The 24,594-nt window shown below is 72.2% G+C and carries 22 protein-coding genes and 1 tRNA gene; 16 read left to right on the top strand and 7 right to left on the bottom strand.

Annotated features, from left to right (window positions below):
• Positions 1 to 33: 33 nt before the first annotated feature.
• The 3 genes from ACIGXO_RS19905 (at position 34) to ACIGXO_RS19895 (ending at position 3,293) form a co-directional block, all read left to right on the top strand.
• Complete coding sequence (locus tag ACIGXO_RS19905) at positions 34 to 1,317, top strand: outer membrane lipoprotein carrier protein LolA (protein WP_399788145.1); 1,284 nt, start codon at positions 34 to 36, stop codon at positions 1,315 to 1,317.
• A gap of 82 nt (positions 1,318 to 1,399) precedes the next feature.
• A complete protein-coding gene (locus ACIGXO_RS19900) occupies positions 1,400 to 2,416 on the top strand; it encodes an ATP-binding cassette domain-containing protein (RefSeq protein ID WP_399788142.1) in 1,017 nt (338 codons plus the stop codon).
• Positions 2,403 to 3,293, top strand: coding sequence for an ABC transporter permease (locus ACIGXO_RS19895; protein WP_399788138.1), 891 nt, complete (start codon positions 2,403 to 2,405; stop codon positions 3,291 to 3,293). The genes ACIGXO_RS19900 and ACIGXO_RS19895 overlap by 14 nt, the downstream gene beginning before the upstream one ends.
• Here the strand turns inward: ACIGXO_RS19895 and rarD are convergent.
• The 6 genes from rarD to ACIGXO_RS19865 all read right to left on the bottom strand — a co-directional run bounded on the left by rarD (position 3,230) and on the right by ACIGXO_RS19865 (position 11,618).
• The gene (rarD, locus tag ACIGXO_RS19890) at positions 3,230 to 4,207 is read right to left on the bottom strand and encodes an EamA family transporter RarD (protein WP_399788135.1); all 978 of its coding nucleotides are present in this window, start codon (positions 4,205 to 4,207) and stop codon (positions 3,230 to 3,232) included. The genes ACIGXO_RS19895 and rarD overlap by 64 nt on opposite strands.
• Before the next feature lie 304 nt (positions 4,208 to 4,511).
• Complete coding sequence (locus ACIGXO_RS19885) at positions 4,512 to 5,606, bottom strand: 2-oxoacid:ferredoxin oxidoreductase subunit beta (protein ID WP_399788132.1); 1,095 nt, start codon at positions 5,604 to 5,606, stop codon at positions 4,512 to 4,514.
• Entirely contained in the window at positions 5,599 to 7,572 is a 1,974-nt protein-coding gene (locus ACIGXO_RS19880) for a 2-oxoacid:acceptor oxidoreductase subunit alpha (protein WP_399788129.1), read from the bottom strand. The genes ACIGXO_RS19885 and ACIGXO_RS19880 overlap by 8 nt, the downstream gene beginning before the upstream one ends.
• A gap of 330 nt (positions 7,573 to 7,902) precedes the next feature.
• Entirely contained in the window at positions 7,903 to 8,562 is a 660-nt protein-coding gene (locus ACIGXO_RS19875; RefSeq protein WP_399788514.1) for a LuxR C-terminal-related transcriptional regulator, read from the bottom strand.
• A gap of 374 nt (positions 8,563 to 8,936) precedes the next feature.
• On the bottom strand, positions 8,937 to 10,274 hold the full coding sequence (locus ACIGXO_RS19870; protein ID WP_399788126.1) for a sensor histidine kinase: 1,338 nt from the start codon (positions 10,272 to 10,274) through the stop codon (positions 8,937 to 8,939).
• Between the two features lie 150 nt (positions 10,275 to 10,424).
• Positions 10,425 to 11,618 (bottom strand): sensor histidine kinase, encoded by a 1,194-nt coding sequence (locus tag ACIGXO_RS19865; RefSeq protein ID WP_399788123.1) that lies wholly within the window; start codon positions 11,616 to 11,618, stop codon positions 10,425 to 10,427.
• Positions 11,619 to 11,860: 242 nt separating this feature from the next.
• On the opposite strand from ACIGXO_RS19865, the gene ACIGXO_RS19860 reads away from it, so the two are divergent.
• The 12 genes from ACIGXO_RS19860 (at position 11,861) to ACIGXO_RS19805 (ending at position 23,591) form a co-directional block, all read left to right on the top strand.
• Positions 11,861 to 12,262 carry an NADH-quinone oxidoreductase subunit A gene (locus tag ACIGXO_RS19860; RefSeq protein WP_031050865.1) on the top strand — a complete coding sequence of 134 codons (402 nt, stop codon included), beginning with the start codon at positions 11,861 to 11,863 and terminating at the stop codon, positions 12,260 to 12,262.
• The gene (locus tag ACIGXO_RS19855; protein ID WP_399788120.1) at positions 12,253 to 12,948 is read left to right on the top strand and encodes an NADH-quinone oxidoreductase subunit B; all 696 of its coding nucleotides are present in this window, start codon (positions 12,253 to 12,255) and stop codon (positions 12,946 to 12,948) included. Before ACIGXO_RS19860 ends, ACIGXO_RS19855 begins: the two co-directional genes overlap by 10 nt.
• A complete protein-coding gene (locus ACIGXO_RS19850) occupies positions 12,945 to 14,339 on the top strand; it encodes an NADH-quinone oxidoreductase subunit C (protein ID WP_399788117.1) in 1,395 nt (464 codons plus the stop codon). The genes ACIGXO_RS19855 and ACIGXO_RS19850 overlap by 4 nt, the downstream gene beginning before the upstream one ends.
• Complete coding sequence (locus ACIGXO_RS19845) at positions 14,336 to 15,301, top strand: complex I subunit 1 family protein (protein ID WP_031050874.1); 966 nt, start codon at positions 14,336 to 14,338, stop codon at positions 15,299 to 15,301. Before ACIGXO_RS19850 ends, ACIGXO_RS19845 begins: the two co-directional genes overlap by 4 nt.
• Complete coding sequence (locus ACIGXO_RS19840; protein WP_399788113.1) at positions 15,302 to 15,913, top strand: NuoI/complex I 23 kDa subunit family protein; 612 nt, start codon at positions 15,302 to 15,304, stop codon at positions 15,911 to 15,913.
• Complete coding sequence (locus ACIGXO_RS19835; protein ID WP_399788110.1) at positions 15,910 to 16,503, top strand: NADH-quinone oxidoreductase subunit J; 594 nt, start codon at positions 15,910 to 15,912, stop codon at positions 16,501 to 16,503. Before ACIGXO_RS19840 ends, ACIGXO_RS19835 begins: the two co-directional genes overlap by 4 nt.
• Positions 16,503 to 16,877: an NADH-quinone oxidoreductase subunit NuoK gene (gene nuoK / locus ACIGXO_RS19830; RefSeq protein WP_399788107.1), complete on the top strand. Its 375-nt coding sequence runs from the start codon at positions 16,503 to 16,505 to the stop codon at positions 16,875 to 16,877. The genes ACIGXO_RS19835 and nuoK overlap by 1 nt, the downstream gene beginning before the upstream one ends.
• On the top strand, positions 16,874 to 18,907 hold the full coding sequence (locus ACIGXO_RS19825) for an NADH-quinone oxidoreductase subunit L (RefSeq protein WP_399788104.1): 2,034 nt from the start codon (positions 16,874 to 16,876) through the stop codon (positions 18,905 to 18,907). Before nuoK ends, ACIGXO_RS19825 begins: the two co-directional genes overlap by 4 nt.
• 5 nt (positions 18,908 to 18,912) lie before the next feature.
• Positions 18,913 to 20,592: a NuoM family protein gene (locus ACIGXO_RS19820; protein WP_399788101.1), complete on the top strand. Its 1,680-nt coding sequence runs from the start codon at positions 18,913 to 18,915 to the stop codon at positions 20,590 to 20,592.
• A gap of 2 nt (positions 20,593 to 20,594) precedes the next feature.
• Positions 20,595 to 22,175, top strand: a complete 1,581-nt coding sequence (locus tag ACIGXO_RS19815; protein WP_399788512.1) for an NADH-quinone oxidoreductase subunit N — start codon at positions 20,595 to 20,597, stop codon at positions 22,173 to 22,175.
• 163 nt (positions 22,176 to 22,338) lie between these two features.
• Positions 22,339 to 23,202 carry a zinc metalloprotease HtpX gene (gene htpX / locus ACIGXO_RS19810; RefSeq protein WP_399788098.1) on the top strand — a complete coding sequence of 288 codons (864 nt, stop codon included), beginning with the start codon at positions 22,339 to 22,341 and terminating at the stop codon, positions 23,200 to 23,202.
• Entirely contained in the window at positions 23,199 to 23,591 is a 393-nt protein-coding gene (locus ACIGXO_RS19805; protein WP_399788095.1) for a YccF domain-containing protein, read from the top strand. The genes htpX and ACIGXO_RS19805 overlap by 4 nt, the downstream gene beginning before the upstream one ends.
• Before the next feature lie 180 nt (positions 23,592 to 23,771).
• On the opposite strand, the gene ACIGXO_RS19800 is transcribed toward ACIGXO_RS19805, so the two are convergent.
• Positions 23,772 to 24,260, bottom strand: coding sequence for a YajQ family cyclic di-GMP-binding protein (locus tag ACIGXO_RS19800; protein WP_399788092.1), 489 nt, complete (start codon positions 24,258 to 24,260; stop codon positions 23,772 to 23,774).
• Between the two features lie 202 nt (positions 24,261 to 24,462).
• On the opposite strand from ACIGXO_RS19800, the gene ACIGXO_RS19795 reads away from it, so the two are divergent.
• A tRNA-Tyr gene (locus ACIGXO_RS19795) sits at positions 24,463 to 24,544 on the top strand.
• The last annotated feature ends 50 nt before the right edge of the window (positions 24,545 to 24,594 follow it).

The raw sequence follows: 24,594 nt of genomic DNA, 5'->3' as shown, positions 1-24,594 counted from the left end.
TGAGACCGCCGCCTACGACGGAGGTAGAGGCACATGCCACGGAACGAAGCGTCACGGGTCACCGGCGAATGGGACGACGGGGGGAAGCGCACGGCACGCCGCAAGGCCATCCGGTACGGCGTCCCCGTCGCTGTGGCGGGGGTGGCGGCGGCAACGATCGGGCTGGTCCCCGCGTTCGCCGGAGCCGGCGATCCCGATCTGCCGGAGATATCCGCGCAGGACCTGATCGCGAAGGTAGCGGCGTCGGACGTGCAGCAGCTGTCCGGCACGGTACGGACCAGCACCGACCTCGGCCTGCCGGAACTGCCCGGCGGCATGGACGCCGGAGCGCTGGGCTCCGGCCAGGGCAAGGGCGGCGCGTCCGCCGACCCGAAGGACAAGCTCATGGAGCTGGCGTCCGGCACGCACACGCTGCGGGTCGCCGCCGACGGACCCGACCGGCAGCGGGTGTCCGTCATCGACAAGGCCGCCGAGTACAGCCTGGTGCGCGACGGCGCCAAGGTGTGGGGGTACGACAGCGGCAGCAACACCGCCTTCCGCGCCACCGGGCCGGATGCGGACACCGCGAAGAAGGGCGACCAGCGCCGGGCCATGCCGAAGGGCCTGGACGACGTCACCCCGCAGCAGCTCGCCGAGCACGTCCTCGACGCGGCCGGTGACACCACGTCCGTCACCGTCGACGGCACCGCAAAGATCGCCGGGCGGGACGCCTACCAGCTGCTGGTCAAGCCCAAGCAGGCCGGCTCGACGGTCGGTTCGGTACGGATCGCGGTGGACGCGCAGAACGGCGTACCGCTGCGCTTCACGCTGACGCCGAAGAGCGGCGGCGCACCGGCCGTCGAAGCCGGGTTCACCTCCGTCGACTTCGCCAAGCCGGCGGCGAGCACGTTCGCCTTCGACCCGCCCAAGGGCGCGAAGATCATCAACGGCGACGAGGTCCGTACGCAGCACGAGGGCGAGGCAGAAGACCTCCCGGACACGCTGCCCGGCGGGCTGCCGCACGGTCTGAACGAGGCGCGGGCCGGGGACGGGGGCGGCCTGGACGTCATCGGCCACGGCTGGACTGCGATCGCCAAGATCGAGGGTGCCGGCGAGGGCCTGGGCGAGAAGGGGGCCGCGGAGGGCAAGGCGGGCGTCCCCGCCGGTGACGCCGCGAAGTTCCTGGACTCGCTGGGCGAGAAGGCGACCGGCAGCTTCGGCTCCGGCCATGTCTTCAGTACGCGCCTGGTCAACGCCCTGGTGACGGACGACGGCACGGTCTACGTCGGTGCCGTCGACCGGCAGACCCTGATCAAGGCGGCGAACGCGGCGAAGTGACCGCGACGGCGGTACGGCGGTGAGCGGCCGCCGTACCGCCGACCGGCCCGGTAACCGGTCCCGGCACACAGTGGGGGAGTGCATGGCGGCACCGTCGTCGGACGGGGAGGGCGGAGCGGGCCCCTGGCCGGGGCCCGGAGCGGCTCCCGGTGCGCCCGTCATCGAGACGCACGGCCTGACCAAGAGGTACGGGAGCGGCCCGCCGGCCGTCGACGGGCTCGGCCTGTCCGTGCCGCCCGGCAGCATCTTCGGCTTCCTCGGCCCCAACGGCTCGGGCAAGACCACCACGATCCGCATGCTGCTGGGCCTGATCGAGCCGACGGCGGGCGGCGCCCGGCTGCTCGGCGAGCCGATGCCCGGCGCCGCGCGGCGGGTGCTGCCCCGGATCGGCGCGCTCATCGAGGGCCCGGCCCTCTACGGCTTCCTCACCGGGCGGGCCAACCTCCTGCGGTACGACGCCGCCGACCCGACCGCCGACCCCCGCACCCGGGCCGCGCGGGTGGCGGCGGCGCTGGACCGCGTCGGTCTGGCGGCCGCGGCCGGCAAGAAGGCACGCGCGTACTCCCTCGGCATGAAGCAGCGGCTCGGACTGGCCGCCGCCCTGCTCCGCCCGCGCGAGCTGCTGGTCCTGGACGAGCCGACCAACGGCCTGGACCCGCAGGGCATGCGCGAGATCCGCGGCCTGGTGCGCGAGCTGGCCGCCGACGGCACGACCGTCTTCCTCTCCTCGCACCTCCTGGACGAGATCGAACAGGTCTGCACGCACGCCGCCGTGATGTCCCGCGGGCGGCTGATCGCCCAGGGCACGGTGGCGGAGCTCGCGGCCGGCGCCCGCGGCCGGCTGGCCGTCACCACCCCGGACACCGCGGACGCGGTCCGGGTGCTCAAGGAGCACGGCCTGTCCGACCTCGTGGTGGGCGAGGACCGGGTGACGGGGGAGCTGCCGCCGGGGCCGGTCGACGCGGGGCCGGATCCGGCCGACCTGAACGCCGCGCTCGTCGCGGCCGGCGTACGCGTCCGCGCCTTCGGGGCCGAACGCGCCTCGCTGGAGGACGTCTTCGTGGCACTGACGGGGGAGGGCTTCGATGTCGCGGGCTGAGACGGTGGCCGGGGCGGCCGGGGCGGCCGATGCGGTGGTCTCCCGGGGGCCGAGTCCGCTGTGGTCGCTGGGGCTGCTGCGCAACGAGATCGGCATGACGTTCCGGCGCCGCCGTACTCTCGTCCTGCTCGCCGTGCTGGCCCTGGTACCGGTACTGGTCGGGATCGCCGTCCGCGTCCAGACCGGGGACGGCGGGGGCCGCGGCGGCCCGGCCTTCCTCTCACTGATCACGAACAACGGGCTCTTCCTGGTCTTCACCTCCCTCGCGGCCACCCTGCCGGTGTTCCTGCCGATGGCGCTCGGGGTGGTCGCCGGGGACGCGATCGCGGGCGAGGCGGGCACCGGAACGCTGCGGTACCTGCTCGTCGCCCCGGCCGGGCGGACCCGGCTGCTGCTCGTCAAGTACGCGAGCACGCTGGTGTTCTGCCTGGTGGCGACCCTGGTCGTGGCGGCGTCCGCGCTGGCCGCCGGCGCGCTGCTGTTCGGGCTGGGCGAGGTCACGCTGCTGTCGGGGACGACCGTGCCGCTCGCCGAGGGGCTGCTGCGGGCGCTCGCCGTCGCGGGCGTGGTCGCCCTCTCGCTGACCGGCGTGGCCGCGCTGGGGCTGTTCGTCTCCACGCTCACCGGAAGCGGGATCGCGGCCATGGCGATGACCGTGGGCGTGGTGATCACCGTCCAGATCCTGAACGCCCTGCCGCAACTGCACGCCGTCCAGCCGTACCTCTTCCCGCACTACTGGCTGAGCTTCGCCGACCTGCTGCGCGACCCGGTCTACTGGGACGACATCCGCCGCAACCTCGGCCTCCAGGCGGTCTACGCGCTGGTCTTCGGCTCGGCGGCCTGGGCCCGGTTCACGACCCGGGACATCACGGCCTGAGCGTCGGGAGCCGTCCGGGCGGCGGCCCGGGACGTCCGCGCCGTGCGCAGCGCGTCCCAGGTCAGGAGGGCGAGCGCCAGCCATACGAGGACGAAGCCCGCCCAGCGCTCGGGCGGCATGGCCTCGTGGAAGACGGTGAGGCCGAGGACGAACTGGAAGGTCGGCGCGAGGTACTGGAGCATGCCGAGCACCGACAGCGGCAGCCGGACGGCGGACGCGCCGAAGGCGATGAGCGGCAGCGCGGTGGCGACGCCGCAGCCCGCGAGCAGCAGCGCCTGCCCCACGCCGTCGCTGAGGAAGCTGGACTCGCCGCGTACTCCGAGGACGACCAGGATGCCCAGCGCGGGCAGGAACTGGATCACCGTCTCCATGCTGAAGCCCTCGATGCCGTCGAGCTTGACGCCCTTCTTGACCAGGCCGTACGTGGCGAAGGACAGGGCGAGGACCAGGGCGATCCAGGGCACCTGGCCGTACGCCACGGCCATCACGAGCACCGCCAGCGTGCCGACGCCCACCGCGGCCCACTGCAGCGGGCGCAGCCGCTCGCGCAGGAAGATCACCCCGAACGCGATGCTGACCAGCGGGTTGATGAAGTAGCCGAGCGACGCCTCCAGCACATGGCCGGCGTTGACCGCCCAGATGTACAGGTACCAGTTGACCGAGATGACGGCGGCCGCCGCGACGACCAGGCCGAGCCGCTTCGGCTGCCGCAGCAGCGGGCGTATCCAGGACCAGCGGCGCAGCACGACCAGGAAGACCAGGGCCACCGGCAGCGACCAGGCCATGCGGCTGGCCAGGATCTCGAGGGGCGAGGCGGCGGACAGCAGCTGCCAGTAGAGGGGGAGGACGCCCCACAGGCCGTACGCCATGAAGCCGTAGGCCAGGCCGGTGCGCTGGTCGGACGGTGACGGCAAGGGGTCCTCCTGGGGCCGGCGGGGACGTGGGGGGGGGAGGCGGCGCGCAGCGGCGAGCTCTCCGAAGGTAACGCCGTCGGCCTCGCGTGTCATGCCCGTATCTCCATACGGTGGTTACATATCCGGAACCGGGCAGGCCGCGGCGGGTGGCGGGTGGCGGGTGGTGGGCGGCGCGGTGGACGGCGCGGCGCGGCGCGCGGGAGCGTGGGGTGGCGGCCGTACACGCGCGACTGCCCGGGACCGTGCCCGCAGGCCGGTCCCGGGCAGCCGGGAGGAAAAGCGGCGGCCGGGGCCGCCCGGTGTGTCAGCCGACGACCGTCCAGGTGTCGTTGCCGGCGAGCAGGGTGGCGAGGTCGCCCTTGCCCTTCTGCTCGATGGCGGTGTCCAGCTGGTCGGACATCAGGGTGTCGTACACCGGCCGGTCCACGCTGCGCAGCACACCGATGGGCGTGTGGTGCAGCGTGTCGGGGTCGGCGAGCCGGGAGAGCGCGAAGGCCGTGGTGGGCGAGGGGTTGTGCGCGTCGTGCACCAGCACGCCGGCGCTCCCCTCCTGCGTGACGTCGATGATCCGCAGATCGCCGGTGGCCGGGTCGCGGACGACGCCCTTGGAGCCGAGACCGTCCTCGGCGGGCGCGCCGAACCGGATCGGCTGCCCGTGCTCCAGGCGGATGACGGCCTCCTGGGCCTTCTCCTTGTCCTTGAGCGCCTCGAACGCGCCGTCGTTGAAGATGTTGCAGTTCTGGTAGATCTCCACCAGCGCCGTGCCCGGGTGCGCCGCGGCCTGCCGCAGCACGCTCGTCAGGTGCTTGCGGTCGGAGTCGACGGTGCGGGCCACGAAGGACGCCTCGGCACCGATCGCCAGCGAGACCGGGTTGAAGGGCGCGTCCAGCGAGCCCATCGGCGTCGACTTGGTGATCTTGCCGACCTCGGAGGTGGGCGAGTACTGGCCCTTGGTCAGCCCGTAGATCCGGTTGTTGAACAGCAGGATCTTGAGGTTGACGTTGCGGCGCAGGGCGTGGATGAGGTGGTTGCCGCCGATGGAGAGCGCGTCGCCGTCACCGGTGACCACCCACACGCTCAGGTCGCGCCGCGAGGAGGCCAGGCCCGTGGCGATGGCCGGGGCGCGGCCGTGGATGGAGTGCATCCCGTAGGTGTTCATGTAGTACGGGAAACGCGAGGAACAGCCGATGCCGGAGACGAAGACGATGTTCTCCTTCGCCAGACCGAGCTCGGGCATGAAGCCCTGCACGGCGGCGAGGACGGCGTAGTCGCCGCAGCCGGGGCACCAGCGCACTTCCTGATCGGACTTGAAGTCCTTCATGGACTGCTTGGCCTCGGCCTTGGGCACCAGGGAAAGCGCCTCGATCTGCGCCGCACCCTCCGCGATCGTCTCAGTCATTGATGGCCTCCTTCGGGCCCTGCTTCATTACCTCTTCGAGGTGGGCGGCGAGCTGCTCTGCCTTGAAGGGCATCCCGCTGACCTGGGTGTGCGACTGGGCGTCCACGAGGAACTTCGCCCGCAGCAGCGTCGCGAGCTGGCCGAGGTTCATCTCGGGGACGACCACCTTGTCGTAACGCCCCAGCACCTCCCCGAGATTCCGCGGGAAGGGGTTGAGGTGGCGCAGATGCGCCTGCGCGATGGTGCCCCCGGCGCGGCGGACCCGGCGCACGGCCGCGGTGATCGGGCCGTAGGTCGAACCCCAGCCGATGACCAGGGTGTCGGCGTCCGCGGTGGGGTCGTCGACCTCCAGGTCCGGCACCTCGATGCCGTCGACCTTCGCCTGCCGGGTGCGCACCATGAAGTCGTGGTTGGCCGGGTCGTAGGAGATGTTGCCCGTGCCGTCCTGCTTCTCGATGCCGCCGATGCGGTGCTCCAGGCCCGGCGTGCCGGGCACCGCCCAGGGGCGGGCCAGGGTCTGCGCATCGCGCTTGTACGGCCAGAAGACCTCGGTGCCGTCGGCCAGCTCATGGTTGGCCGAGGTGGCGAACTGCACGCGCAGGTCCGGCAGTTCGTCGACCTCCGGGATGCGCCAGGGCTCGGAGCCGTTGGCCAGGTAGCCGTCGGAGAGCAGGAAGACCGGGGTGCGGTACGTCAGCGCGATACGGGCCGCGTCCAGCGCCGCGTCGAAGCAGTCCGCCGGGGTCTTCGGCGCGACGATCGGCACCGGCGCCTCGCCGTTGCGCCCGTACATCGCCTGCAGCAGGTCGGCCTGCTCGGTCTTGGTCGGCAGGCCCGTGGAGGGGCCGCCGCGCTGGATGTCCACGATCAGCAGCGGCAGTTCGAGGGAGACCGCCAGGCCGATCGTCTCCGACTTCAGCGCCACACCGGGACCGGAGGTGGTGGTCACCGCGAGCGCGCCGCCGAACGCCGCGCCCAGCGCCGCGCCGATGCCCGCGATCTCGTCCTCCGCCTGGAAGGTCCGCACGCCGAAGTTCTTGTGCTTGGAAAGCTCGTGCAGGATGTCGGAGGCCGGGGTGATCGGGTACGAGCCGAGGTAGAGCGGCAGGTCCGCCTGGCGGCCCGCGGCCACCAGGCCGTAGGACAGCGCCAAATTGCCCGAGATGTTCCGGTACGTACCCGTCGGGAACGCCTTCGTCGCCGGCGCCACCTCGTAGGAGACCGCGAAGTCCTCGGTGGTCTCACCGAAGTTCCAGCCCGCCCGGAAGGCGGCCACATTCGCCTCGGCGATGTCCGGCTTCTTGGCGAACTTCTGCCGCAGGAACGCCTCGGTGGACTCCGTCGGACGGTGGTACATCCACGACAGCAGGCCCAGCGCGAACATGTTCTTGGACCGCTCGGCCTCCTTCCGGGACAGGCCGAAGTCCTTCAGCGCCTCGATCGTCAGCGTCGTCAGCGGCACCGGATGGACGTTGTACGCCTCCAGCGAGCCGTCCTCCAGCGGGCTGGTGGCGTAACCGACCTTCGCCATCGGGCGCTTGGTGAACTCGTCGGTGTTCACGATGATGTCCGCGCCGCGCGGCACGTCCGCGAGGTTGGCCTTCAGCGCCGCCGGGTTCATCGCGACCAGGACGTTGGGCGCGTCACCGGGCGTGAGGATGTCGTGGTCGGCGAAGTGCAGCTGGAAGCTGGACACGCCGGGCAGCGTGCCGGCGGGGGCCCGGATCTCGGCGGGGAAGTTCGGCAGGGTCGACAGGTCGTTGCCGAACGAGGCCGTCTCGGAAGTGAAGCGGTCACCCGTGAGCTGCATACCGTCACCGGAGTCGCCCGCGAACCGGATGATCACCCGGTCCAGCCGGCGGACCTCCTTGACGGCAGCGCCGTTCTCCGTCGCGGGGGTACTGGATCGTTCCCCTGCGAGCGCACCGTCGGTCTTGTCGGCTGGGCTACTGACCTGGCTGGTCACTGCTTCGGACCTCCCTCGGGGCCTGGGGTGTCCCCGCCGTGGGCAGGGAATCCGGGACGCAACGTGCGGACCTGTCGTCCCATGGCCATCGTACGTGGGTAAGGGTCGCCTTCCTTGAGGCGATCACATGCTGGACGTAAACGTGAGACGCCGTGCTCACATGCTGGACGCGCGAGCGAGGTGCCGCTCTGTCGTATTTCGCCATGAATCATCCGCCCCCCGCGGCTTCTTCTGTAGGACGCTCCGTGCTTCAACGCTGGTTCAGCGCTCCGTACTCCGCGCCGGAGTGACGCCCCGCACTGCGTCCTCGGCTGAAAGGGTGTCAGGTGATCAGGAGTTGAGGTAGGTGAGCACCGCAAGCACACGTCGGTGATCCCCGTCACTCGGGGCCAGGCCGAGCTTCAGAAAGATGTTGCTGACGTGCTTCTCCACCGCACCGTCGCTCACCACCAGCTGCCGGGCTATCGCGGAGTTCGTCCGTCCCTCGGCCATCAGTCCCAGTACCTCGCGCTCCCGCGGGGTGAGGCCGGCCAGTACGTCCTGCTTACGGCTGCGGCCCAGCAACTGGGCGACGACCTCCGGGTCGAGCGCCGTCCCGCCTTCCGCGACCCGCACCACCGCGTCGACGAACTCACGGACTTCGGCTACCCGGTCCTTGAGCAGATAGCCGACGCCCCGGCTCGAACCGGCCAGCAGCTCCGTCGCGTATTCCTCCTCGACGTACTGCGACAGCACCAGTACGCCCAGGTCGGGGTGGTCCCGGCGCAACCGCACCGCGGCGCGCACCCCCTCGTCCGTGTGCGTCGGCGGCATGCGGACGTCCGCGACGACCACATCCGGCAACGCCCCCTCCTCGGCCAGCTCCCCGATGGCCTTGATCAGCGCCTCCGCGTCGCCCACTCCGGCGACGACTTCATGCCCCCGATCGGTCAGCAGCCGGGTCAGGCCCTCTCTCAGCAGCACTGAATCCTCGGCGATGACCACCCGCACGCTGTTCTCCACGATCTTCGGCTCCCCCACCCGTTCTCGGTTCGACGCTCTTCAGCATCCCAGGATTCGGACGCGCGCGTCGGATCACCGTGCGGGTTGTGGATAACTCGGAATGGCCGATTGCGAACGGCCGCGGGAGCGCCGCGCGGACCTGCGGGGTCTCCGCGCGGTAGGCGCGCTACGACGATCGGCGGAGATGCCCGCGACATCGCCCCCGGCCGCCTCCGCGACGCCGCCTCCGGCCGCCTCCGCGGCGCCCCGCTCGCCGTCTCCGCCGCGGTCTGTCCGCCGTCTCCGCCGCGGTCTGTCCGCCGCCTCCGCCGCGTCGCGCCGGCCGGCCCTCAGCGTGCCCCGCCGGCGCGACGCGGCGGCCGTCAGTCGCGCCAGGGCAGTTCCGCCGTGATCGCCGTCGGGCCGCCCGCCGGGGAGTCGATGACCAGCAGTCCGTCCACCGCGTCCAGCCGCTCGGCCAGGCCGGCCAGTCCGCTGCCGGGCCCGGTGTGCGCGCCGCCCCGGCCGTTGTCGGAGACCAGCACCATCAGCCGGTCCCCGGACCGCCACACATCCACCGACGCGCTGCTCGCGCCCGCGTGCTCGGAGACGTTCCGCAGCAGCTCGGAGACCGTGAAGTACGCGATGCCCTCGATCGCGGCGGCGGGCCGCGCCGCCAGGTCCACGCTGACCCGCACCGGCACCGTGCAGCGCGCGGCGAGCGCGGAGAGCGCCGGGTCCAGGCCGCGGTCGGTGAGGATTGCCGGGTGGATGCCCCGGGCCAGGTCGCGCAGCTCCTGGAGCGCGATCTTCACCTCGCCGTGCGCCTCGTCCACCATGCGGGCGGCGGCCTCCGGGTCCTCCCGCAGCTTCTCCTTGGCCAGCCCCAGGTCCATGGCGAGCGCGACGAGCCGGGCCTGCGCCCCGTCGTGCAGGTCGCGCTCTATCCGCCGCAGATCGGCGGCCGCGGTCTCGGACACCGCCGTACGGTCCGACTCCAGCTCCGTCACCCGGCCGGCCAGCCGGGACGGGCCCAGCAGCCCGCGCACCAGCAGCCGGTCCACCTGGCCGAGGCCGCGCACGGCCCCGCCCCACACCAGCACGAACAGCAGCCCGACGACGCAGGTCACGGCGATCTCGAAGGGGGTGTCCAAGGAGAAGCTGTGCGTCTCGTCCCCGTACAGCTGGATGCCGTCCTGGCCGAGGTACATCGGGAAGGTCCAGCGCCACAGGGGGTACGTGAGCAGGCCCCAGCCGAGCGACCACAGCGTCACCGAGACGGTGAACGCGAAGACCGCCCACGGGAAGTGCAGCAGGCAGTACAGGAGGTGCCGCCAGGACGCGCCGCTCTTCAGGACCCCGCCGACCCTGCCCATCAGGGTCGGCTTGGCGGCGCCGACCGGTTCGGGGGCGCGCACGTCCAGGCCGAGCAGGCCGCGCGCCCGTACGCGCTCCAGCGCGCCGAGACCGCGGCAGCCGAGGAGACCGGCGGCCAGCACGGGAATGCCGAGGAACGTGATCAGCAGGCCGGCGCCGAGCGACGTCATCGTGACGGCGTACGTGAACATCACGATGGCGATCGGCAGGCCGATCAGCAGGTGGAGGAACTCCCGCCAGGTCCGGCCGGAGAACGGGGCGCGCAGCACGAAGGGGACGCGGCGCGGGCCGGGGTCTTCGGAGGCGCGCGGCGTGGGGGACGGCGAACCGTATGCGGTGTCCATGGCGTCCAGCCTCTCGGCTCCGGGCCGTACCGGACATGGCGCCGGTCGGCGTCTTGGCCTTCGGGTTTTCCCCACCTCTTTCGAGTGACCGCCCCCCGTCGGGCGGCGCGGCCCTTCAGGCTGCGCGCCCGCCTCCGGAGGCAGCGCCCGCTACGGCGCGCTGCGCCACGGCAGCTCGGCCGTGATCTGCGTCGGCCCGCCCGCAGGGGAGTCGAGGACGAACAGCCCGTCGACCGAGCCGAGCCGTTCGGAGAGCCCGGCCAGTCCGCTGCCCGGGGCCGGCCGCGCGCCGCCGCACCCGTCGTCGCGCACCTGTATGAGCAGCCGGTCCTCGGCCCGCCACACGTCCACCGACGCGCTGCGCGCCCGCGCGTGCTTGGAGATGTTCTGCAGCAGCTCGGAGACGGTGAAGTACGCGATGCCCTCGATGGCCGGCGCGGGCCGGCTGCCGAGGTCCGCGGTCACGGTGACCGGCACCGTGCAGCGCGCGGCCAGCGCGGAGAGCGCCGGGCCCAGCCCGCGGTCGGTGAGGATCGCCGGATGGATGCCGCGGGCCAGATCGCGCAGCTCCTGGAGAGCCAGCTTCACCTCACCGTGCGCCTCGTCCACCATCCGCGCCGCCGCGTCCGGGTCCTCCAGCAGCTTCTCCTTGGCCAGCCCCAGCCCCATGGCGAGCGCCACGAGCCGGGCCTGCGCGCCGTCGTGCAGGTCCCGCTCGATGCGCCGCAGGTCGGCCGCCGCGGTGTCCACGACCGCGCCGCGCCCCGACTCCAGCTCGGCGATCCGCCGCTCCAGCTCGTCCGAGGGCGACAGCAGCCCCCGTACCAGCGCGCGGTCCACGTTGGTCAGCCCGCGCGCCACCCAGGGCAGCACCGGCCAGGCCACGAAGAGCGACACGAAGGTGAGCGTGAAGGTGAGGATGCCCCAGGGCAGCCGTACGAAGACGTAGAGCGCGTGCCGCCAGCCGACCGGGTCCTTCAGGCGCGCCCACAGCCAGGGGAAGAAGCCGCGTTCGAGGGCGCGCGGCGGACTGGGCTCGTCGACGCGCACCCCGAGGAGCGCGCGGGCCCTGGCCCGCTCCAGCCGCCCGTACTGCCGGCAGCCCGCCAGGACCAGCGCGAGCAGCGGCAGCCCGATCACCGTGACCGACAGGCCCAGGCTCGCCGCCAGCAAGCTCACCAGCAGCGCGAAGGCCGCCACGGCCAGCGGGAAGTTGCACAGCAGGTGCGTGATCTCGCGCCACGTCCAGGCGCTCAGAGCCGGGCGGGGCGGGGGAGGAACCAGGACGAAACCGTCGTCATGGCCGTCGTGGGCGCGCCTGCCCGGGGCGGAGGTCACCGTCATGAGGGCCAGCTTGCCGGGCCGTGCGGCCCGCGGCCATGGGGTGGATAGGTGGGGCGAAGTGGGGATATCCCCACCTCCCCGCCGGTGGGACTGCTCGGCCCCGCCCCCGCAGGGCCTAGACTCCCGTCCGTACAGATCGTCGAAAAATTTCGGCGAAAGCGGTTGCAGAGGGGTGGCCCTGCGCGTACGGCGCGTACGAGGCGGCCCGCTGCACACGAGCAGTCAGGGAGCGAGGGGCGGACGTGCCGGACGCGACCGTACGCACCATCAGCGCCGCGGACTACTTCCAGGGCTATTCGGCCGTCGGGCTCATCGCCGTGATCGGCGTGCTCTTCGTGGCCGTCGCCTTCGGGTCCGCACGCCTGATGCGGCCAGTGGTGCCCACACCCGAGAAACTGCTCACGTACGAATGCGGCGTGGACCCCGTAGGGGAGGGCTGGGCGCACACCCAGGTCCGCTACTACGTATACGCGTTCCTGTACGTCATCTTCGCCGTCGACTCGATTTTCCTGTTCCCTTGGGCGACGGTCTTCGCCGCACCCGGTTTCGGCGGCATCACGCTGGTGGAGATGTTCATCTTCCTCGGCTTCCTCGCTGTCGGCCTGCTCTACGCATGGAAGAAGGGCGTCCTGGAATGGACGTGACCCCCGCCTCCGCGGCCAACGGAGCCTCGCCGGGCCCCGAGCTCCTGCCCGAGCCGCGCCGCCTCGGCCCGCTGGCCCGCCTCGCCCCCGAACCGATGAAGGTGGTCCTGAACTGGGGCCGCCGCTACAGCCTGTGGGTCTTCAACTTCGGGCTCGCCTGCTGCGCCATCGAGTTCATCGCCGCGTCCATGGCGCGGCACGACTTCATCCGGCTCGGTGTGATCCCCTTCGCGCCCGGCCCGCGCCAGGCCGACCTGATGGTCGTGTCCGGCACGGTCACGGACAAGATGGCGCCCGCGGTGAAGCGGCTCTACGAGCAGATGCCCGAGCCGAAGTACGTGATCTCCTTCGGGGCCTGCTCCAACTGCGGCGGCCCCTACTGGGACTCGTACTCGGTCACGAAGGGCGTCGACCAGATCATCCCGGTGGACGTGTACGTACCGGGCTGCCCGCCGCGCCCAGAAGCGCTGCTGCAGGGCATCCTCAAGCTCCAGGAGAAGATCGCCCAGGAGTCGCTGGCGGAGCGGTACGGCCGCGGCGGCGCGTCCGGCAAGGGCGCGGGCCGGCCGTCGGCCAAGGCGCTGCGGAGCGGGCTGGTGACCCCGCCGGCGCCGCCCGCCGCCGGGACCGGGCAGCCGTCCGCCGAGCAGCCGCCGTCCGAGCAGACCGGGGAGGACACCCGATGACGGCCCAGCCGCCCGAGCCGGGTACGCCCGAGGAGGCGACGCCCGCAACAGAGGCGACGCCCGCAGTGTCTGAAGGCGCGCCCGCGACACCTGACGCGGCGTCCGCAGCACCCGAAGGCAAGCCCGCAGCACCTGACGCGGCGTCCGCAGCATCCGAAGGGGCGGCCGCGGCTCCTGAGACCGCGTCCGAGCCCGCTCCCGAGGCCGAGCCCGCGGCGCCCGTGGGATGGCTGCCGGAGCCGGCCGAGCGGATCTTCGGTGCCGGGGCCACGGCCGAGGAGGCGTACGGCCTGCTCACCGTGGACGTACCGGCCACCGCCTGGACCGACGCGCTGACCGCCGCCCGGGACGTCCTGGGCTGCACGTACTTCGACTGGCTGAGCGCCGTCGACGAGCCCGGCACCGGGTTCCGCATCTGCGCGCACGTCGCCGACGTGGCCCGTACCGGTGACATCCGGCGGCTCCTCGTACGGACCACCGTGCCGCACGAGGCGGCCGCGCTGCCCACGGCCGTCGGCGTGTACGCGGGCGCGGGCTGGCACGAGCGCGAGACGCACGAGATGTTCGGCGTGGACTTCACGGGCCACCCGGGCCTCGAGCCGCTGCTGCTGCCCGAGGGCTTCGAAGGGCACCCGCTGCGCAAGGACTTCGTGCTCGCCGCGCGGGTCGCCAAGGCGTGGCCGGGCGCGAAGGAGCCGGGCGAGTCCGAGCACGGCGGCCCCAAGCGCCGCCAGATGCTGCCGCCGGGCGTCCCCGACCCGAACGAGTGGGGCCCGCTCAAGGGCCAGCTGCCGCCCGTACCGGCTCGTCCGGCGCGCGGGGCCGCCCGGGGCGCCGGTGCGGCGGGGCGCGCTGCCGGGGCCGGGCGTGCGGCCGGAGCGGGCCGTGCGGCCGCGGCAGGCGCGGCGGATTCCGCCGGCGAGCGCCCGGCCCGCCGGACGCGCAGCGTGAGCGCCGGCTCGGCGAGCCAGCAGGCCGCGGCGGCCGCCGAGAAGCCCGAGTCCAAGGGCGTCGAACCGCCGAAGGACACGGAGGCCCCGAAGGCCGCCGAGGCCGCCAAGGAGGCGGCCACGGACCCGGCCGGTACGCCGGGGGCACCGGAGGCCGGTACGCCGGCGTCCGCCCCGCGGACCGCTCCGCGTTCCTCGGACGCGCCGTGGCACCATGCGCGTCCCGCGTTCGAGGAGGACTCCGCCAAGACGGACTCCTCGAAGGCGGAGCCCCCCGAGGCACAACACGCCAAGGAGGGGGCACCCAAGACGGACGCTCCCGAGGACGAGGGCGGTGCTTCTGAGGACGCGCCGACCGACGCACCCGAAGGCAACGCCCGGCCCGAAGGCGCCGAAGGCACCACCCGCACCGACGACGAGACAGGAGGCGGCACCGCATGAGTGACACGCTCGCGATCGTCCTCCGCGTCCTCGCCGTCTTCGTGATCTTCCTGGTCTTCCCGCTGGTCATCGGCCAGACCGAGCACAAGGTCATGGCGCACATGCAGGGCCGCCTCGGCCCGATGTACGCGGGCGGCTTCCACGGCTGGGCGCAGCTGGTCGCCGACGGCGTGAAGTTCGCGCAGAAGGAGGACATCGTCCCGGCGGGCGCCGACCGGCGGATCTTCCAGCTCGCGCCGGCCGTCGCCCTGCTGCCGTACCTGCTCGTCCTGATCGCCATCCCGGTCGGCCCGGGCAACGCGGTCGGGCAGGCGCTCGACGCGGGCGTCTTCTTCGTGCTCGCCGTGATGGGCGTCGGCGTGCTCGGCTCCCTGATGGCGGGCTGGGCCTCGGCGAACAAGTTCTCCCTGCTCGGCGGTCTCCGTACGGCCGCGCAGCTGCTGGCGTACGAGCTGCCGATGCTGCTCGCCGCCGCGTCCGTCGCGATGGCCGCCGGCACGCTCTCGCTGCCCGGCATCCTCGACGCCTTCCACTGGTGGTGGGTGCCGTGGCAGATCGTCGGCGGGCTGGTGTTCTTCACGGCGGGCCTCGCCGAGCTGCAGCGGCCGCCGTTCGACATGCCGGTGGCCGACTCGGAGATCATCTTCGGCGCGTACACCGAGTACACCGGGCTGCGCTTCGCGCTCTTCCTGCTGGCCGAGTACGCCGGCATCGTCGTCCTCTGCGCGCTGACCGCAGTCCTCTTCCTGGGCGGCTGGCACGGCCCCTTCGGCGCCGACGGGCTCGGCTGGCTCTGGATGCTTCTGAAGACCGTCGTACTGGCCTTCGGCGTCATCTGGCTCCGGGTCAGCTACCCGCGGCTGCGCGAGGACCAGCTGCAGAAGCTCGCCTGGACCTGCCTCATCCCGCTCGCTCTCGCCCAGATCGCCCTCACCGGCGTCATCAAGGTGGTGATCTCCTAAATGGGCATCCCCGGATCCGGCCTGGCCAAGGGCCTGGCCGTGACGCTCCGCACGATGACCAAGCGCACGGTCACCGAGCAGTACCCGGACGTCCAGCCCGAGCTGCCGGCCCGCACCCGTGGCGTCATCGGGCTGTTCGAGGAGAACTGCACGGTCTGCATGCTGTGCGCCCGCGAGTGCCCGGACTGGTGCATCTACATCGACTCGCACAAGGAGACGGTGCCGCCGGCCGCCCCCGGTGGCCGCGAGCGCAGCCGTAACGTGCTCGACCGCTTCGCCATCGACTTCTCGCTGTGCATGTACTGCGGCATCTGCATCGAGGTGTGTCCGTTCGACGCCCTCTTCTGGTCGCCGGAGTTCGAGTACGCCGAGACCGACATCCATGAACTGACCCACGAGCGCGACAAGCTGCGCGAGTGGATGTGGACGGTGCCGGAGCCGCCCCCGCTCGACCCGGGCGCGGAGCAGCCCAAGGAGATCGCCGCCGCGCAGAAGGCCGCCGACAAGCTGGCGGCCCAGCAGGCCAAGGAGGCCGAAGAGGCCGCCGCGGCCCGTGCGGCCGAGCAGGCCGGACCGGAACAGCAGAGCCCGCCGAAGGGAGAGGAAGCGTGACGCTCGCCGCCGCAAGCCACGGCTTCCTGACGCCCAGCGGCGTGGAGATCGCGTTCCTCCTCGTCGGCCTGGTCACCCTCGGCGCGGCCGTGGTCACCGTCACCACCAAGCAGCTGGTGCACGCCGCGCTGTGGCTGGTGGTCGCCCTCGGCGGGATCGCCGTGGAGTACCTCCTGCTCACCGCGGAGTTCATCGCCTGGGTGCAGGTGCTCATCTATGTCGGTTCCGTGGTCGTCCTCCTCCTCTTCGGACTGATGCTGACCAAGGCGCCCATCGGCCGCTCGCCGGACGCCGACTCGGGCAACCGCTGGGCCGCGCTCGTGGTCGCCGTGGCCTCCGCCGCGGTCCTCGTCTGGGTCGTCGTCGACGCCTTCCGCGCGTCCTGGATCGACCTCGACGGCGCCGCCCAGGGCTCCACCGAGGTCTCCGGGCGCAGCCTCTTCCAGCACTGGGTGCTGCCCTTCGAGGCGCTGTCCGTCCTCCTGCTGGCCGCGCTGGTCGGCGCGATCGTGCTGTCCCGCAGGAACGGGGAGGGCCCCCAGGAGACCGGCCGCGCCGCGGCCCCCGCACGCCGAGAGGGACAGCGCTGATGCATCTCGCCTACCCCGCCGTCCTCGCCGTCCTCCTCTTCTGCGTCGGCCTCTACGGCGTCCTCGCCCGGCGCAACGCGATCCTGGTCCTGATGTCCGTCGAGCTGATGCTCAACGCCGTCAACCTCAACCTCGTCGCCTTCGACGTCTGGCTGCGCGACACGCTCCACGCCGGCCAGGCGCTCACCCTCTTCACGATCGCCATCGCCGCCGCCGAGATCGGCATCGGCCTCGCGATCGTCCTGCTCGTCTACCGCAACCGCGGCAGCTCCGACGTCGACAAGCTCACCGACCTCGCCGAGCGGCCCGCCGGAGACGGTACGGACGAGCCCGCTCGACCGCAGTCCGACCAGCAGGCGGAGGCCGCCGCGTGACGACCACGACCACCGCCGTCCTCGTCCCCCTCCTGCCGTTCCTCGGCGCGGCCTTCGGCCTCCTCCTCGGCCGCCGCGCACCCGGCTTCGTCCGGCCGCTCGCCGTCCTGCCGACCCTCGCCGCGGCCGTGCTGGCCGTCGTCGTGGCCGCACGGCAGGGCGGGGGAGCGGCGCTGGACGCCGCGACGCAGCTGACCCCGACCGGCTCGGTCCCCATCGAGCTGGCCCTGCACATCGACGGCTTCGCCGCCCTGGTGGCGGTGCTCGTCGGGGTCGTCGCGACCTGCGTGCAGCTCTACTCCACCGGCTATCTGCGCGACGACCCGCGCTACGCCTCGTACGCCGCGCTGGTCTCCCTCTTCACCTCCGCGATGCTGCTCGTCGTCTACTCCGGCGACCTGATGGTGCTGCTGGTCGGCTGGGAGATCATGGGCATCTGCTCGTACTTCCTGGTCGGCCACTACTGGGAGACCGAGGCCGCCCGGTCCGCCTCCCTCAAGGCGTTCCTGGTCACCAAGCTCGGCGACGTCCCCTTCCTGTTCGGTCTCTTCGCGCTCGCCGCGGACGCCGGCACCTTCCGCATCACCGGCGTACTGAACGCCGTCACCAGCGGCGACCTGCACCACCCGACGCTGATCGCGCTGCTCCTGCTCGCCGGTGTGGCGGGCAAGTCCGCGCAGTTCCCGCTGCACACGTGGCTGCCCGACGCGATGGCCGGCCCCACGCCGGTCTCCGCGCTGATCCACGCCGCCACGATGGTCGCGGCCGGTGTCTACTTCATCGCCCGGCTCCTCCCGGTCTTCGCGGCCTCGGCCGCGGCCCTGGTCGTACTCGCCGTCATGGCCGCCGTGACCATGGTCGGCTCGGCGCTCGCGGCGCTCGCCCAGGACGACATCAAGCGCGTCCTGGCGTACTCGACCGTCGGCCAGCTCGGCTACATGACCGGCGCGCTGGCCGTCGGCGACCGCGGCGCGGCCGTCTTCCACCTCCTCTCGCACGGCGCCTTCAAGGCGCTGCTCTTCCTCGGCGCCGGCGTGATCATCCACGCCGCCGGCACCAACTCGCTCGCCGCCATGTCGCGGATGCGCGGCCTGTCCAAGCGCATCCCCGACGCCTTCTGGACGGTGACCGTGGCGCTGCTCGCGCTCGCCGCGATCCCGCCGTTCGCCGGCTTCTTCTCCAAGGAAGCCGTCCTCGGCGCGGCCGAGCACGCCGCCGTCGGCGAGGCCCACCTCGCACTCGGCGGAGCCCACGGCCACCTCGGCTCCGTACCGTCCGCCGCCGGCTGGACCGTACTGATCGCCGGCCTGCTCACCGCCCTCCTCACGGCCGCCTACGCGACCCGCCTGTGGCTGCTCGCCTTCTTCGGCAGCGGCCCCGAGGAGGCCCCCGACCACGGCAAGCAGCCGTTCGCCATGAACGCCGTGCTGTGGGTGCTCTTCCTCCCCACCGCCGCGTTCGGCATCGCCGCGCCCGTCCTCCCGGACTGGTTCGACGGCAACGAACTGACGCCGACCCTGGTCACCTCCGTCCTCGGCACCGGCCTCGCGCTGGCCGGCGCGCTGATCATGTACGGCGCCTGGCGGCACACCACCGCCCTCGCCGCCCGCGCCCCCCTCGGCGCGGTCGCGGTGGACCCGGACGCGGCCCCCGCGGTCTCCGAGGAGGAGGCCATCGCCACGCACGCCGCGGCCTACGGCGACAACGCCGGAGCGCCGGACCCCGCCGACCCGGGCCGGCTCCTCCTCGGCCCGCTGCACGCCCCGGCGACCTGCGGCTTCCACCTCGACGCCGTCTACACCGCGCTCTTCGTCCGGCCCGTACGCGCCGCCGCCCGGCTCGTCCGCTTCCTCGACCGCGAGGTCGTCGACACCTACGTGCACGGCGCCGGTACCGGAGCCCGCTGGCTGGGCTCGGCCGTCCGCCGGGCACAGACCGGCAACGTGCAGACCTACCTCGGCGCGCTGCTCGCGGGCTCACTCGTGCTGGCCGTCGCCGCCGTCCTCGTCGCTACGGGCACGGGAGCCTGAGACCGATGAATCACACCGCCATGCAGATCCTCCTCGCGGGCGTCGTCGTGCTCCCGCTGATCGGCGCGCTCGCCGTGCTGCTCCCGGCGCCGCCGGGCCTGAAGGGCCGCAACCCGGACCAGGCCGTGCTCCGCCACGGCGTGACCGTCACCGGCGTCGTCCTGGCCGCGTCCATCGCGCTCGCGGCCGGCTTCGACCACGCCAAGCCCGCGGAGATGCAGGCTCAGACGGATATCAGCTGGATCCCGGCGCTGGGCATCCGTATCCACCTCGGCATCGACGGCATCTCGCTCCCCCTCCTGGTCCTGACCGCGCTGCTGACCTTCCTCTGCGCGCTCTACAGCTACTTCAAGATGCCTGCGGGCCCGTCCCCCAAGGCATTCGTCGCGCTGATCCTCGTGCTCGAGTCCGGCACCCTCGCCACCTTCGCCGTCCTCGACCTGATGCTCTTCTTCCTCGCCTTCGAGATGGTCCTCATCCCGATGTACTTCCTGATCAACCGCTGGGGCGGCGAGAACAGGCAGTACGCGGCCTGGAAGTTCATCCTCTACACGCTGCTCGGCTCCGTCGTGATGCTGCTCGGCCTCCTCCTCATCGGCCTGAAGTCCGGCACTTTCGACATGGTGGCACTCGCCACTGACAACGGCCCGAAATCCCAGCTCAGCCACACGGTTCAGCTCGTGGCGGTGCTCGCGATCGGCATCGGCCTGGCGGTCAAGGCGCCGATGTGGCCGCTGCACAGCTGGCTGCCCGACGCCCACACCGCGGCCCCCACCGTCGGCTCGGTCCTGCTGGCCGGCGTACTGCTGAAGATGGGCACGTACGGCTTCGTCCGCATCGCGCTGCCGATCGCGCCGGACGGCATGCACACCTTCGCGCCGTACCTCGCCGCCTTCGCCGCGGTCGGGATCGTCTACGGCTCGCTCGCCTGCCTCGCGCTCGCGCGCCGCGGCGCCAAGGGCGACCTCAAGCGCCTGATCGCGTACAGCTCGGTCGGCCACATGGGCTTCGTGCTGCTCGGCATCGCGTCCATGACGCCCACCGGCATCAACGGCGCGCTCTTCGCCAACATCGCCCACGGCCTCATCACCGGCCTGCTCTTCTTCCTGGTCGGCGCGCTCAAGGACCGGTACGGCACCACCGACCTGGACCGGCTCGCGGGCCGGACGGGCGCCGCGCTCTACGGCCGCGCGCCCCGCTTCGGCGGCCTGCTCGCCTTCGGCGCCATCGCCTCGCTGGGCCTGCCCGGCCTGGCCGGCTTCTGGGGCGAGATGCTCGCGATGTTCGGCGCGTTCAAGCCCGCCGACGGCCTCAGCCGCCCCGCCTTCCTGACCTTCATGGCGCTGGCGGGCCTCGGCACGCTGCTGACCGCCGCGTACCTCCTCGTCGTCGTCCGCCGGGTCTGCATGGGCAGCAAGGAGACCGCCGAGCAGGACGCGCTGGCCGCCGGCGCCGGCGAGGGCGCGACCGCCGGGGTCACCCCCGGCCCGGCCGCCGCGACCACCGTTGCCACGGCCCCCACCGCGGTCAAGGAGAAGGCCCCCGCCATCCCCGACATCGCCCCCTACGAGTACGTGGCCTGGACCCCGCTGGCCGCCCTCACCGTCCTCGCCGGTCTCTGGCCCGCGGCCCTGCTGGGCCTCACCGACCCGGCCGTGCAGAACCTCCTCGGAGGCGGTAGCTGATGATGACTGTCCTCGCAGCGAGCGCCGGGAGCGCAGCGGCCGGCGGGACCGCCACGCACGCCGCGGGCGGCGTCACGAACCTGGTCCAGTCCGTGGACTGGCTCGCCATCGCCCCGCCCACGATCGCCGCCGTCTTCGCGCTGATCGTTCTGGTCACGGATCTCTTCGTCTCCGAGCGCCGCAAGCCGCTCCTCGGGTGGCTGAGCGTCCTGGGACTGGTCCTGGCCGGCCTGTCGCTGCTGCCGCTCCTGAAGGGCGACCGCAGCACCTTCTGCCTCACCGCGCACCCCGAGGTGTGCAGCTACGAGGCCGACCACTTCGCGATCGTCATCCAGCTGCTCGTCCTCGGTGGCGCGCTGCTCACCGCCCTGCTGTCGATCAATCCGATCAAGGACCAGAAGCTGCCCGGCGGCGAGTTCTGGTTCCTGCTGCTGTCCTCCGCGGCCGGTGCGGCCCTCCTCCCGGCCTCCCGGGACCTGGCCACCCTCGTGATCGCCCTCGAAGTGGCCTCGCTCCCCGCGTTCGCCCTCGTGGGCATCAAGCGGGACGACCGGCTCTCCTCGGAGGCGGCGCTCAAGTTCTTCCTCTCCTCGGTGGCGGCGACCGCCGTGATGCTGCTCGGCGTCAGCTTCGTCTACGCGAGCACCGGCAGCCTCCATCTCGCCCAGGTCGCCGACGCCCTCACGCACACCGACCCGCGCCTCGACGTGCTGGCCAAGGCGGGTGTCGCGCTCACCCTCGTGGGCTTCGCCTTCAAGACGGCCGCCGCGCCGTTCCACTTCTGGGTGCCCGACACGTATGTGGGCGCGCCGCTCCCGGTGGCCGCGTACCTCTCCGTGGTCGGCAAGGCCGTCGGCTTCTCCGGCCTGATCGTCGTCACCGTCAAGGCGTTCCCCTCGTACAGCGACGTCTGGGGCCCGGTCCTCGCCGTACTGGCCGCGCTCACCATGACGGTCGGCAACGTCGCCGCGCTGCGCCAGCGCCCCGACCGTGCGCACAGCGCCGTACGCCTGCTGGCCTGGTCCTCCGTCGGCCAGGCGGGGTACCTCCTGGTGCCGATCGCGTCCGCCGCGTACGCCGACGACGCCGCACACGCCATCGGATCGACGGTGGCCTACGCCCTCATGTACGCGGCGGTGAACCTCGGGGCCTTCGCGGTGGCCGCCCTCGTGGCCCGCACGCACCCGGGGAACCGCATCGCCGACTACCGGGGCCTGTACGCCGCGCACCCCGTGTACGCGCTCGCCCTCGGCTTCTTCCTGCTGTGCCTGGCCGGCCTGCCGCCGGGCATCATCGGGCTGTTCGCCAAGGTCACGGTCTTCTCCGCGGCGGTGGACGCGGGCCTGGCCTGGCTGGCCGTCGTGATGGCCGTCAACGTCGTGATCGCGCTGTATTACTACCTGCAGTGGACGGCGGTCCTCTTCCGGGCTCCGGAGGGCGCCCCCGAGGGCGCGGCCCGGCCCGCCCGGCCGCGCATCCCGGCCCCGCTCGCCACCGCGGTCGGCCTCACCGCGCTCGCCGGCATCGCGCTCTCCGGCGCCCCGCAGCTCGTGCTGCGCTTCGCCTCGGGCGCGCTGCTCTAGGAGCCCCGGGACAGCCCCACCCGAACGGACGAACGCCCCCCTCCAGGGGCTGAGGGAACCACGCTCCGCCGTCTGGCGTTGACCAGAAACGGAGGGTCCACTGAAAAGTGGACACGTAAGCGCAAAGGGTTCCCCTGCCGCATCACCTGGAGGAGGGCGTACCGTGCACCGCCGGCACAACGGGCTCAGGACCGCAGTTCTCCTCGGGGGGCTGTCGGCGCTCATCATCGTCATCGGCAGCCTGTTCGGCCGTACGGGCCTGATCGTCGCGGTTCTCGTCGCGCTGGGCACCAACGCGTACGCGTACTGGAACAGCGACAAGCTCGCCCTGCGCGCCATGCGGGCGCGCCCCGTCAGCGAGTTCCAGGCGCCCGGGCTCTACCGCATGGTCCGCGAGCTCTCGACGACAGCGCGCCAGCCCATGCCCCGCCTGTACATCTCGCCGACCCAGGCCCCGAACGCCTTCGCCACCGGCCGCAATCCGCGCAACGCCGCGGTCTGCTGCACCGAGGGCATCCTGCAGCTGCTGGACGAGCGCGAGCTGCGCGGCGTGATCGGGCACGAGCTCAGCCATGTCTACAACCGCGACATCCTGATCTCCTCCGTCGCGGGCGCGCTCGCCTCCGTGGTGATGTTCCTGGTGAACTTCGCCTGGCTGATCCCCATCGGCAGATCGGACGACGACGAGGGACCCGGGCTGTTCGGCATGCTGCTGATCATGATCCTCGGGCCGGTCGCCGCGTCCCTCATCCAGCTCGCCGTCAGCCGCTCCCGGGAGTACGAGGCGGACGCCTCCGGCGCCCGGCTCACGGGTGACCCGCTGGCCCTCGCCTCGGCCCTGCGGAAGCTGGAGTACGGCACACAGCAGGCTCCGCTGCCGCCCGAGCCGCGCCTGGAGACGGCGAGCCACATGATGATCGCGAACCCGTTCCGGGCCGGTGAGGGCCTCTCCAGGCTCTTCTCGACCCACCCGCCGATGCGCGAGCGCATCAGCCGCCTGGAGGAACTGGCAGGGTACAAACCGTGAAGACCATCCTGAACATCATCTGGCTCGTGCTGTCCGGCTTCTGGCTGTTCCTTGGCTACGCCCTGGCCGGCGTGATCATGTGCATCCTGATCGTCACGATCCCCTGGGGCATCGCGTCCTTCAGGATCGGTGTGTACGCCCTCTGGCCGTTCGGCTACACCGCGGCCGAGCGGCGCGACGCGGGCGCCGCGTCCTGCCTGGGCAACGGCATCTGGCTGGTGCTCGCGGGCTGGTGGCTGGCGCTCGGGCACATCGTCACGGGCATCGCCCTGTGCGTGACGATCATCGGTATCCCCTTCGGCATCGCGAACTTCAAGCTGATCCCGGTGTCGCTGCTCCCGCTGGGCCGCGAGATCGTCCGTACGGACCAGCCGTTCGCGGCGCGCTGAAACCGCCGGCGCCGAAACCGCCGGCGCCGAAACCGCCGGCGCCGAAACCGCCGGCGCTGATACCGCTCGGTCGGCAGCCGGACGCCGGCCCGGCCGTAGGCACGTACGTACGCCGACGGGGCGGCGCGCCGTGTGCGTGCCGCCCCGTCCGGTGTGTCCGTCGCCCCGTAGGCGCAGCGCCTACCGGTAGTTCACGAACTGCAGGGCGAAGTCCAGGTCCTTGCCCTTCAGGAGCTGCTGGACGGCCTGCAGGTCGTCGCGGCTCTTCGAGGAGACGCGCAGCTCGTCGCCCTGCACCTGCGCCTTGACGCCCTTGGGGCCCTCATCGCGGATGATCTTGGCGACCTTCTTCGCGTTCTCCTGGGAGATGCCCTCCTGGAGCGAGGCGAAGATCTTGTACTCCTTGCCGGATGCCTGCGGCTCGCCGGCGTCCAGCGCCTTGAGCGAGATACCGCGCTTGACCAGCTTGGACTGGAAGATGTCGAGGACGGCCTTCACACGCTCCTCGGCGTTGGCGCGCATCTCGATCTTCTCGCCGGACCAGGCGATCGAGGCGTCGACGCCCTTGAAGTCGTACCGCTGCGAGATCTCCTTGGCGGCCTGGTTGAGGGCGTTGTCGACCTCCTGCCGCTCGACCTTCGAGACGATGTCGAAACTGGAGTCGGCCATGTTGAGTTGGCTCCTCGTACGTAGATCGTCAGGGACGCGGCCCGTCCCGGACCGCCCCGCAAGCCTAGCCACCCGGGCAGCGGCCCCGGCCATGATCGGGGCGCGCGGAACCGAGTGGCGGACCACCCCCCGCCATCGGGTATGGTTTACGTCGTTGCCACGGAGCACCGCCGCAAAGCGGGGCGCCGAGGCGGCAATCCCAGGCGGTGTGCCCGAGCGGCCAAAGGGAGCAGACTGTAAATCTGCCGGCTCAGCCTTCCCAGGTTCGAATCCTGGCGCCGCCACAGGAGAGCGAAAGGCCCCCACGGAAGTGGGGGCCTTTGCGTGTTTGCCG

Source organism: Streptomyces sp. NPDC053542, assembly GCF_044544685.1.
In the GTDB taxonomy this organism is placed as follows: domain Bacteria; phylum Actinomycetota; class Actinomycetes; order Streptomycetales; family Streptomycetaceae; genus Streptomyces.
This window is presented reverse-complemented; position numbering and strand designations above follow the sequence as displayed.